At 67.9% G+C, this 10,495-nt stretch carries 10 protein-coding genes and 1 pseudogene; 10 read left to right on the forward strand and 1 reads right to left on the reverse strand.

All coding sequences use genetic code 11. The features are described from left to right. From D7V88_RS33680 to recF, 4 genes and pseudogenes are all read left to right on the forward strand, one after another. Positions 1 to 570, forward strand: a pseudogene (locus D7V88_RS33680) (hypothetical protein); the annotation flags it as partial. 244 nt (positions 571 to 814) lie between these two features. Next, positions 815 to 2,173 carry a hypothetical protein gene (locus D7V88_RS33685; RefSeq protein ID WP_120544719.1) on the forward strand — a complete coding sequence of 453 codons (1,359 nt, stop codon included), beginning with the start codon at positions 815 to 817 and terminating at the stop codon, positions 2,171 to 2,173. Between the two features lie 202 nt (positions 2,174 to 2,375). Beyond that, complete coding sequence (locus D7V88_RS43255; protein WP_158625218.1) at positions 2,376 to 2,522, forward strand: hypothetical protein; 147 nt, start codon at positions 2,376 to 2,378, stop codon at positions 2,520 to 2,522. A gap of 42 nt (positions 2,523 to 2,564) precedes the next feature. Beyond that, the gene (recF, locus tag D7V88_RS33695; protein ID WP_120544721.1) at positions 2,565 to 3,692 is read left to right on the forward strand and encodes a DNA replication/repair protein RecF; all 1,128 of its coding nucleotides are present in this window, start codon (positions 2,565 to 2,567) and stop codon (positions 3,690 to 3,692) included. Here recF and D7V88_RS33700 read toward each other — a convergent pair. Further along, positions 3,689 to 4,072, reverse strand: coding sequence for a hypothetical protein (locus tag D7V88_RS33700; RefSeq protein WP_120544728.1), 384 nt, complete (start codon positions 4,070 to 4,072; stop codon positions 3,689 to 3,691). The two genes, recF and D7V88_RS33700, sit on opposite strands and share 4 nt — an antisense overlap. A 347-nt stretch (positions 4,073 to 4,419) precedes the next feature. On the opposite strand from D7V88_RS33700, the gene D7V88_RS33705 reads away from it, so the two are divergent. The 6 genes from D7V88_RS33705 to D7V88_RS33730 all read left to right on the forward strand — a co-directional run bounded on the left by D7V88_RS33705 (position 4,420) and on the right by D7V88_RS33730 (position 10,258). Next, the gene (locus D7V88_RS33705) at positions 4,420 to 4,926 is read left to right on the forward strand and encodes a hypothetical protein (protein WP_120544722.1); all 507 of its coding nucleotides are present in this window, start codon (positions 4,420 to 4,422) and stop codon (positions 4,924 to 4,926) included. After that, complete coding sequence (locus tag D7V88_RS33710) at positions 4,923 to 5,735, forward strand: MlaE family ABC transporter permease (protein ID WP_120544723.1); 813 nt, start codon at positions 4,923 to 4,925, stop codon at positions 5,733 to 5,735. Before D7V88_RS33705 ends, D7V88_RS33710 begins: the two co-directional genes overlap by 4 nt. A gap of 13 nt (positions 5,736 to 5,748) precedes the next feature. Next, the gene (locus D7V88_RS33715; protein ID WP_120544724.1) at positions 5,749 to 6,579 is read left to right on the forward strand and encodes an ABC transporter ATP-binding protein; all 831 of its coding nucleotides are present in this window, start codon (positions 5,749 to 5,751) and stop codon (positions 6,577 to 6,579) included. Further along, complete coding sequence (locus tag D7V88_RS33720; protein ID WP_120544725.1) at positions 6,576 to 7,784, forward strand: MlaD family protein; 1,209 nt, start codon at positions 6,576 to 6,578, stop codon at positions 7,782 to 7,784. The genes D7V88_RS33715 and D7V88_RS33720 overlap by 4 nt, the downstream gene beginning before the upstream one ends. A gap of 234 nt (positions 7,785 to 8,018) precedes the next feature. Next, positions 8,019 to 8,915: a zinc metalloprotease gene (locus tag D7V88_RS33725; RefSeq protein WP_120544726.1), complete on the forward strand. Its 897-nt coding sequence runs from the start codon at positions 8,019 to 8,021 to the stop codon at positions 8,913 to 8,915. Between the two features lie 182 nt (positions 8,916 to 9,097). Beyond that, complete coding sequence (locus D7V88_RS33730) at positions 9,098 to 10,258, forward strand: pyridoxal-phosphate-dependent aminotransferase family protein (RefSeq protein ID WP_120544727.1); 1,161 nt, start codon at positions 9,098 to 9,100, stop codon at positions 10,256 to 10,258. Positions 10,259 to 10,495 lie beyond the last annotated feature (237 nt).

Raw genomic sequence — 10,495 nt, forward strand, 5'->3', positions numbered from 1 at the left:
CGTCCAGGGGTGGGCGGTTCGTGGGGCGCGGTGGCGGGTGTGGGCGCCGACGTTGAGACGCTGACCCTGAACGCACGCCTGCGATTGGAGGCGCGGCGACAGCATGGAGGTTTCCGTCAGGGCTACTTTGGTCCGGATTACGAGTTGGCGCGATTTCGCGCGGCGGGGCACTCCGGGGCGCCGTTGACGAAAGCCCCGTTTCCTGAGGGCGCCTCTGCCTATGCCGAAGCGAATGTTGGTTGGGACGCGGAGCGACTGGGAGGGCTGGTGCAACGACACCTGAGTCTCTCTGGGGCCCTGGAGGTCTTCACCTGGGGACGCGTGGACGCGGATGGGCGGCTCGCTCTTCAGCTTTTCGACCGGAGCCTCGAACTCGCCGCCAATGCGCTCGCGGTAGGCCTGGGCCAGTCAGGCACCCGCTATCTGCTCTCCGGGGAACTGCGCTGGCGCTTCGCGGGGAAGGTGTACGCGCTGGGGCAGGGCGGAACGCTCCTGTTCCCGGTCGCTGGCGGTTCGCTGCGCCCGGGTGCCTATGTGTCCTTGGGATTCGGGGTGGACAATGCGCGGTGACATATGGGTGTTGAGCGCACTCCTGCTCTTCACGGGCTGTGCTTCCGTTCGCCCCCTGTCCGGGCATGCCCGTTTTCCGCAGGACAGTTCACGCGGGATGCCTGCGCCCGTGCTTCGCGACACAGAGGGTGAAGTGTCCCGGACCGTCGCACCCGGCGAACCTTCGCGGCTGCGGCGTCACCGGAGCGAGCGGCCCCAAGGCACGGAAGCCGCTCGCGTTGCCCGGTCCGGGGGCGCTGTCCGAGTGGTGGTCAGCGGCGCCGTGGAGGCAGACGCATTCGAGCACTTGCTGGTGCTCGCGGGCCTGGAGCCCTGGGACGAACTACCCTTGCGTGCATCCGCCCTGACGCCGAGGCAGGCGGCGCGGCTGCTGGCGGTGTTGCTGAAGAAGCCGGTGACACCGGGAAATTTCCCACCGCGCATGGCGACCAGCCTCCTGCTGCGTGAGGTGTTGGAAGGCGGCACCGTGTCGCGGGAGGAGTTGTTGCGCAGGGTGGCTCGCTTCGATCGGGCCGTGGTGTTGCGTCCTGATGGGTATCTCGCGTGGGTGATGACGGGACGAACACAGCAGCGCGTGGCTCAGGTGCAGTGGAAGAACGGAGTCTTTGGTGCGCTCGGCTTCGAGCTGGGCCGCTTCTATCTCGATACTGGTGGCGTGTTCCGGCCGGCGGACGAGCACCTCCAGCCGGTGTTCAGTTCGTTCGTCGTCGAGGTGTACGACGATGCGGACGTCATCAACCGCTCCCTGGACGGAGCCGGGGAGGCCTTCTTTGAGTTGGCCATGGCCATCGGGAAGTTCTTCACCGCCCCGACGGACAGTGTCCGCGCGCTCCAGCATCTTCCGGCGGGCATCGCCGCGCTCATCTCCGCTTCTCCTGAGTACCTGGAGCGCTTCACGTACATGACACGTGGGGAGCAGATACAGGCTGTCGCGAAGCTGGTGACGTCACTCTATGCCTGCGGTGGTGTGGCCAAGGGCACGACCGGAACCGTGACCGCGGCGATGGGCGGTGTGGACGCCATGGTTCCGGTGTTGTCCCTCTCCGCCGAAGGTGCGCTGGTGCTGGAGCGAATCGCGGTGCCGGTGGGACAGATGGCTTCCGCTGTCGGGTCGGGCGTGGGCGGCCTCTATGTATTGTCAGCGGCCTCCAGCAATGCTGGGGGCAGCCTTCATGCTGGCGGTTCCAAAGTTGAGGAACGTTATAGGAACGTGGAAATTGTTGACGAGCGTGGCGACCCACTGGGCGAGTTCGATGAAATCCAGCCCGGACTGTTCATTGAGGACAAGTCGGCGATGAACCTGGAGGTCTTGCATCCCAGGACAGGGAAACCAATGCAGACGGCCGAGCAATGGGCGGTGAAGCAGATTTACGAAAAGACGACGGCGCGGATCAAGAACCTCATGACTCGGGCCCACGCCACGCGTCCTGCGGTAGGTGGTAGCCCGACGGTGCCCCCGATTTCGACGCTGAAAACGTATCGAAACTTCCTCTTCAGGATTGAGGAGGCAAAGCCCGCATTACAAGAAGCGGTGTCGCGGCAACTCGCGCGCCTGACGCAAGAAAACCCAGGTTGGAAGTTCATCGCGACGTATGGTCAGTGAACGGGTTCTTCAGGGAGCAGACGTGTCGATATCGATTCTCGTGAAGCGGCTTCCGGAGCGTGGAACAAGCGCGGAGTTGGTTCCCCTGGCGACGGAAGAGGTCTTCCGCAGGTATTGGGTCCCCGGTTGTGACGCCCTCGGTTTGCGCTGGGTCCCCTTGTTCAAGACCGGCATTCCAGTCCAGAAAGAGGATCTTGGCTCGGTGCTCGGGGAACTGCGCGCGCTTCGCCAGTGGATGAGCGGCCTACCTGACGAGGGCAAGGCCGCCGTGTGCTCCAGGCTGGATGCGGCGCTCTTGTCCCTCGAGACGGCGGTGACGCTCCCAGACACAGATATCTTCATCGGCTAGGACGGGCCTGTGTAGTACGAAGGGCCCCCTTCCGGTGACGCTGTGCGCCTCCTCTCCCTCCAGGTCCAGGACTTCCGCAACCTCCCGGGCGTGCAACTCACGCCCAGCCTCCACGCGACCATCGCCGTGGGGCAGAACGGGCAGGGGAAGACCAACCTCCTGGAGGCGCTCTACTTCCTCGCCACCCTCAAGCCCCTGCGCGCCGGCCGGCTCTCCGAACTCGTCCGCTGGGGCGCCCAATCCGCCCGCGTCTCCGGCCGCTTCCTCCTCAAGGGCGCCGAGCGCGAAATCTCCGTCGAGGTCGGCGGCGGCACCCGCCAGGCCCTCGTGGACGGCAAGAAGGCCTCCAGCCTGGAGGACTACTTCGGCGGTGTCTCCGTCGTCGCCTTCACCCCCGACGACCTCGAAGTCATCAAGGGCGGCCCCGACTCACGCCGCGCGTTCCTCGACCGCGCTGTGTTCAACCGCTTCCCCGCCTTCCTCCGGGAAAGCCGCGAGTACGCCCGCGCCCTGAAGAACCGCAACCGCCTGCTCCGCGACGGCGCCACCGTCGATGCCGCGTACCTGGACGCCTACGACGAAACCCTCGCCCGCGCGGGCGCCCGTCTCTACGCCCGCCGCCGCTCGCTGATGGCCGAACTCGCCCCGCGCGCCCAGGCAACGTTCGCCTCCATCGGCCGCACCGCCGACCCCGCCGTCTACGGCTACCACCCCGCCCACATCGGGACCGACTTCGCCCAGGCCGACGAGGCCGCCCTCGCTGGCGCCTTGCGCGAAGCCCTGGCCGCCCGCCTGCGCCGGGACCTGGACCGTGGCTTCACCTCCGTGGGCCCGCACGTGGACGATGTCTCCGTGACGCTCGGCGGTCGCAGCGCCCGGGCCTACGCGAGCCAGGGCCAACAGCGCGCCCTGGTGCTCGGCTGGAAGATCGCTGAAATCGAGAACCTGGAAACCGCCATGGGCTTCCTCCCCCTGCTCCTGCTGGATGATGTCTCCAGCGAGCTGGATCCGGAGCGCAATGCCTATCTCATGGGCTACCTCGCCCAGAGCGGCGCGCAGGTCTTCCTGACCACCACCGACGCGGGGCTCGTGAGGGCCGCCGCCGCCAGTGATTCCCTCTGGCTCACCGTTCACGCGGGCGTGGTGAACACAGACACGCCCGCTCCCTAGCGCACGTGCCGTCGGTTCCAGGGCCAGTGGATGGGCCCGCGCTTCGCCTGATGGGGGACCTGCTCCCGCGTGACATTCCCGAAGTACTCGTAGCGGAACTCCGCCCACAGCAGGCCGAACGCCACCGCGAACAGGAACACCCCCAGCGTCAGCCACCACGCCGTGCCCGTCGCCAGCGCGACGATGCCCAGCACCCCCAGCACCGCGGCCACGCCCAACGGCACCGTGTCGCGCTGCTTCGACTCGCTGAAGGCCATGCCCATGGCCACCATCGCCACGAGCAACAGCGGCCACGCCAGCCAGTACGCCGTGCGCGCGTACAGGTTGGCAATCGATAGCAGGAACAGCCCGAATCCAAATACCGCCAGTCCGCCGTCCATCGAATCCTCCTCGTGAGAATCCCCTGGGGACTCCCGGCTGAACATGCGGCCTGCTCCTCTTCGCGGGCACTCCCCCAGCCGGCATTCCCCTCGCGTCCGACCGGGGACACGGCGGGAGAGCGTCACCCTTCGCCCCCCGGAATACGCATCCACGCCGCCGTGTCTGCTTCGTGCCCCCACGAACGCGTGCGCCCCTTGCCCGGAGTCCTTCCAGGGCGACAGGGGCTTGCTGGATGCGCGAGCGCTGTAGTCGACGTTTGCTCCGACGAAGTTCTTGCGGACGTGTCGGGCCTGCACCATGACGGGCGCCGTCCCACCGGGAGCCCTCGGGACGAACGAATGGTGCCATGTCGCGGATGCTGCTGACGCTCGTGCTGTCTGCCCTGCTCGCGGGGTGCCACCGCGCGACGTTCGAGGACTCGGTGCTCCAGAAGAAGGACGTGAAGTACCGCGTCGGCACCCTGTCCAACGACGTCTGGCAACGGGCCTCGTTCGACGACAACGACCTGGCCTTCGTGGAGCGCGGTGAAACCGGCCGCGTCATCGCCACCAATGCCACCTGCAAGGATCACGACGACCCGGCGCTCAGCGTCCTCACGAAGCACCTGCTCATGGGCTTCACCGAACGCCAGGACCTGGGCCAGCGCACCTTCACCCTGGACGGCCGCGAAGCCCTGCGCAGCCGCTACGTCGCGAAGCTCGACGGTGTCCCCGTGTCCCTGGAGCTCGTCGTCCTCAAGAAGGACAACTGCGTCTTCGACTTCAGCTACGTGTCCCCCGTGGGCCAGGCCGACGCGCGCATGGCCGACTTCGAAGCCCTGGTCTCCGGCTTCCAATCGGAGCGCCTCCGATGAGGACCGAAGCCCAGGCCGCGGCCGCGGCGGCGCAGCACCCCCCGCGCCCCACCCTCAAGGAGCGCCTCCAGGAGCGCATGGAGTCGCTGGGCTCCCTGTCGGTGATGACCGGGCAGGTGTTCAGCCGCGCCGTGCGCCCCCCGTATGACTGGGCCGGCCTCATCTTCCACACCGAGTCCCTGGGCGTGCGCTCGCTGCCGATCGCGCTGCTCACCGCGACGTTCGCCGGGCTCGTCATCTCGCTCCAGTTCGGCTACTTCCTCGCCCGCTTCGGCGTGCAGTACACCGTGGGCCGCGTCGTCATCCTCACGCTGTTCCGGGAGCTGGCCCCCGTGCTCACCGCCCTCACCGTGGGCGCGCGCATCGGCTCGGGCATCGCCGCGGAGCTGGGCTCCATGACCGTGACGGAGCAGGTGGACGCCATCCGCGCGCTCGGTGCGGACCCGCTGCGCAAGCTGGTGGTGCCGCGCGTGTTCGCGTGTCTCATCGTCATGCCGGTGCTCACCGTGTTCTCGGACGTGGTGGGCCTGGTGGGCGGCGCGCTGGTGGTGCGCTCTCAGTACGGCATCTCCCTGGACCAGTTCTTCCAGGGCGCCATGGACGCGGTGCAGATGGGGGACTTCGTCTCCGGCGTCATCAAGGGCGCGGTGTTCGGGCTCGTCATCGGGCTGGTCGGTTGTTTCAAGGGGCTCGCGGTGGAGGGCGGCACCGAAGGCGTGGGCCGCGCCACCACGCAGACCGTGGCCATCACCTCCGTGTCCGTGTGTCTCGCGGACTTCTTCATCACGAAGATCACGCTCTACTTCTGAAGCGCCCCGGACCATGCGCAAGGCCCGCTCCCACCACGTCGACCCGCCCGCCCCGTTCGAGTTCCGCAAGCCCACCCCGGGCGAGGAGCTCATCCGCTTCGAGGGGCTCGTCAAACAGTTCGGCGCCAAGCGCATCTACGAAGGCGTGGACCTGGACGTGCGCGCCGGAGAGACGCTGGTCGTCCTGGGCGGCTCCGGCGTGGGCAAGAGCGTGCTGCTCAAGTGCCTCATCGGCCTGCTGCACCCGGATGGAGGCCGCGTCCTCTTCGAAGGCTACGACGTGTCGAAGTTCTCCGAGGAGCAGTTCCTGGAGGTCCGCAAGCACGTGGCCATGGTGTTCCAGGGCGCCGCGCTCTTCGACTCGCTCAGCGTGGCGGAGAACGTGGCCTACCCGCTGCGCGAACACTTCCCCACGATGTCCCGCGATGAGATCCGCAAGCGCGTGGCGGAGAAGCTGGAACTGGTGGACCTGCCCAACACGGAGCGGCTGATGCCGTCGGATTTGTCCGGCGGCATGCGCAAGCGCGTGGGCCTGGCGCGCGCCATCGCCACGGACCCGGAGGTCATCCTCTGGGATGAGCCGACGACGGGCCTGGACCCCGTCACCACGCAGACCATCAATGAATTGATTGAGTCGATGAAACAGCGCCTGGGCGCTACGTCCATCGTCGTCACGCACGACATGGTGAGCGCCTTCGTGCTGGCGGACCGGATGGCCATGCTGGCCAACCGCAAGATCGTCCAGGTGGGCACCCCCGAAGAGATGCGCCGCTCCAAGGTGCCGGAGGTGCGGGCCTTCCTGGACGCGCGCCGCCTGGAGCTGAACCCCGAAAGAACACCATGAGTCTCTTCAACTCGACCTCGAAGGAAAAGCGCCTGGCCGTGCGCGCGGGCCTCTTCGTCGCCATCGGCCTCGCCGTGGCCGGCGTCGTCGTCTTCTTCATCGGCCGCGAGTCGAACCTCTTCCAGCGCCAGGTCATCTTCCGCGCCTATTTCGACAGCGTGGACGGCCTGAGCGACCAGTCCCCTGTGTGGATTGGCGGCCTCAAGGTGGGCCGCGTCAACGGCGTGGCCTTCTCCCAGGACCTGAAGGACAGCCGCCTGGAGGTGCAGTTCCAGGTCGCGAGCGCCTACACGGAGCGCATCCGCGCGGACTCCGTCGCGAAGCTCACCAGCATGGGCGTCCTGGGCGACAAGGCGGTGGACATCTCCCTGGGCAGCGCGGACCAGCCGCCCGTGGAGCCCGGCGGCATCGTCAAGTCCAGCAGCGGCGGGGACCTGTCCAAGCTCATGAGCAGCGCCTCCCAGGTGATGGAGAACTCCGTCGCCATCAGCGAGTCGCTCAAGGACGCCGTCAAGGTCTACGCGAACCCGGAGCTGTCGCGCGACCTGGCCCAGAGCGTCGCGTCGCTGAGCTCCATCATGCGGGAGGTGGAGAAGGGCGACGGCACGCTGCACAAGCTCATCTACGACAAGCGCACCGGAGATGAGGTGAACACCCTGCTCGCCAGCGCGTCGGGGGCCGCCCGGCGCATGGACGGCGCCCTGGCCCACGTCGAAGCCATCCTGGGCGAGGTCCGCCGGGGCGACGGCACCGCGCACGCGCTCATCTACGGTCAGGACGGCGCGGTGGCCCTGAAGGAACTGGGCGAGGCCGCCGGCCAGTTGGGGGGCCTCATCGAGGACGCGAAGAAGAGCCCCAATGGCGCCGTGCACCAGCTCATCTACGGCGACGCGAAGGGCATGTTCGCGGACCTGGGCAGCGCCGCCGCGGACATCAAGCAGATCACCTCCACCGTGGCCAAGGGCGACGGAACGCTGGGCGCGCTCGTCTCCGACCCCACCGTCTACGACGACCTGCGCGAAGTGCTGGGCAACGTGAAGCGCAACCGCATCCTCCGCGCGCTGGTGCGCTTCTCCGTCAGCAACGGCGAGTCCCTGGAACAGGTGGGGAAGCCCCAGTCGGTGCCCACGCCGCTGACGCCCTCGGACGACACCGCCGCCCCGGCCGCGCCCGCGAATCCGCCCGCGCCGGCCCCCACGCCCTGAGCCGCAGGTGTAAAAAACGCCTGACGTCCCGGTGAGCCCGACGCCCGCGCTGGCGTCGGCGGGCAGGGGTCTCAAGACACTCGGGTGATACACACACCCGGGGTGTTTCACTTGAAACACGAGCAGTTTGTTCACATCGGGATTTGCTGGGAGTTCAATTTTACCGCCTCTATTGACTTCATGTGATTGTCACATGTATTTCCCACTCCCCACTTTTCCGAGGAGTTGGGAAAAATGCTTCGTAACGTCGCGCAGCGCGGTGGTCGTGTCGCGGTGGTCCTTGGCACGCTGATGTCCCTGGCGGGTTGCAGCAGCAGCGCTCCGGCGCCCGAGGAGCAGCCCACGGAGGAGGCGGCCACCACGGCGGAGGCACTCCCGCACCGTGGCTGTGACACCATCGAGCCGTCGGCCGATGAGAAGCTGGAGATCGAGGCTGCGCTGGCCAGCCGCGTGATGGCGAAGCGCGCGGTGGGTTCGGTGAACGTGCCCGTGTACTTCCACGTCATCAACAAGGGCACGGGCATCGCGAACGGCGACATCCCGGACTCGCAGATCACCGCGCAGATGAACGTGCTGAACGCGGCGTACCAGAGCACGCCGTTCAAGTTCACGCTGGCCGGCACGGACCGCACGACCAACAGCACCTGGTTCGCGCTGAGCTCGGGCTCCGCCGCGGAGAAGAAGATGAAGACCGCGCTGCGCAAGGGCGGCCCGGAGACGCTGAACATCTACACGGCGAACCTGAAGGGTGGCCTGCTGGGCTGGGCGACCTTCCCCTCCAGCTACACCAGCCAGCCGAAGATGGACGGCGTGGTGATGCTCTACAGCAGCGTCCCCGGCGGCACGGCGTCCCCGTACAACCTGGGCGACACGGCCACGCACGAAGTCGGCCACTGGGTGGGCCTGTACCACACGTTCCAGGGCGGCTGTAACAACCCGGGCGACTCCGTCAGCGACACGCCTCCGGAGGCCTCGCCCGCGTACGGCTGCCCGGCCAACCGCGATAGCTGCGCCGGCGGCGGCGTGGACCCCATCTACAACTTCATGGACTACACCGACGACAACTGCATGAACACGTTCACGGCCGGCCAGTCGGCCCGCGCGGACAGCCTGACGGCGACGTACCGCTAGTCAGCAGCCTCCAGTCACAGGTCGTCCCCGGCGCCGGAGTCTCCCGTTTCATCCGGGGGCTCCGGCGTCGTTCGTTTTCGCGGCGCTCCCATGGCCGTGGACAAGTCGGGCCCGGCTTGTCCACAGTGGGGGACCGCCCTCCGGAAAAGGCCTGGAGGGTGCCCAAGGAAGGGTGTGGCGCCGTGAGAGACCTGTTGATGATTCCCGGGCCGGTGGATGTGGACGCGGAGGTGCTGCAGGCGCTGTCCGCGCCGGTGCTCGGACACCTGGACGCGGGCTTCATCGCCACCTTTGGCCGCGCGCTGAAGCGCCTGCGGGAGATTTCGCTCGCCCCGTCCGCGCAGCCCTTCGTCGTGTCCGGCAGCGGCACGCTGGCCATGGAGCTGGCGGTGGCCAACCTCATCGAGCCGGGCGACCGCGCGCTGGTGGTGAACACCGGCTACTTCAGCGACCGCATGGCCCACATCCTGGAGCGCCACGGCGCGAAGGTGACGCACGTGCGCGCGCCCCCCGGCGGCGCCCCCGACGCGGCCCAGGTGGAGGCGGAGCTGGCCCGCGGCGGTTTCAAGCTGATGACCGTCACCCACGTGGACACCTCCACCGCGGTGCTGGCGCCGGTGGAGTCCCTGCTGAAGGTCGCGAACAAGCACGGCGTCCTCAGCGTGGTGGACGGCGTGTGCGCCACCGCGGGCGAAGCCTTCCACCAGGACGCGTGGGGCGCGGACGTGTACCTCACCGCCAGCCAGAAGGCGGTGGGCGTGCCGCCGGGCCTGGCGCTGCTGACCGTGAGCCCGCGCGCGCTGGACACGTGGCGCAAGCGCAAGGCGCCGGTGGCCAGCGTGTACGCGGACTGGGCGGAGTGGCTGCCGGTGATGGAGGCGTACGAGGCCGGCAAGCCCTCCTACTTCGCCACCCCTCCCACGTCGCTCATCTGCGCGCTGGACGTGAGCCTGGGCCAGATTCTGGCCGAAGGGCTGGAGGCCCGCTTCGAGCGTCACCGCCGCATGGCCCGCGCCTTCCGCGCCGCCTGGAGCGCGCTGGGCCTGCGCCTGCTGCCCACGTCGGAGGCCCTGGCCGCCAACACCCTGAGCGCCGTGTACTACCCGGAAGGGGTGGACGCCTCGCTCGTCGGCCGCGTGAAGGCCCAGGGCGCCGCCATCGCCGGCGGCCTCCACCCGGAGCTGAAGACGCGCTACTTCCGCGTGGGCCACATGAACCGCGTCACCACTGGGGACGTGCTCGTCACGGTGGGCGCCGTGGAGCGGGCCCTCCACTCGGGCGGCTACCGCGCCAGCGCCTCCGGAACCGCCGTCGCCGCCGCCCAGGCCGCCCTCTCCACCTGACCGTCCTACCTCTCATTTTCTCGCGTCCCGGGAATAATCGTCGGCCCCCACATTAGATTCATGTAAAGTCCGGGATAACGTCCGGTACTTCCGGGCTTACTTGGATTTCTTGTCGTCGTGGTAGAAATATGTGATTGGGCTGCACGGTGTGGGCGGGGCGTGGGCTCCGGCATCAGTGAGGGGGAAGGGCTGCGCCTGGCTCTTATACACATCTGACGCTGCCGACGAAGCTAGACG

The organism is Corallococcus terminator, assembly GCF_003611635.1.
GTDB classification, from domain to species: Bacteria; Myxococcota; Myxococcia; order Myxococcales; family Myxococcaceae; genus Corallococcus; species Corallococcus terminator.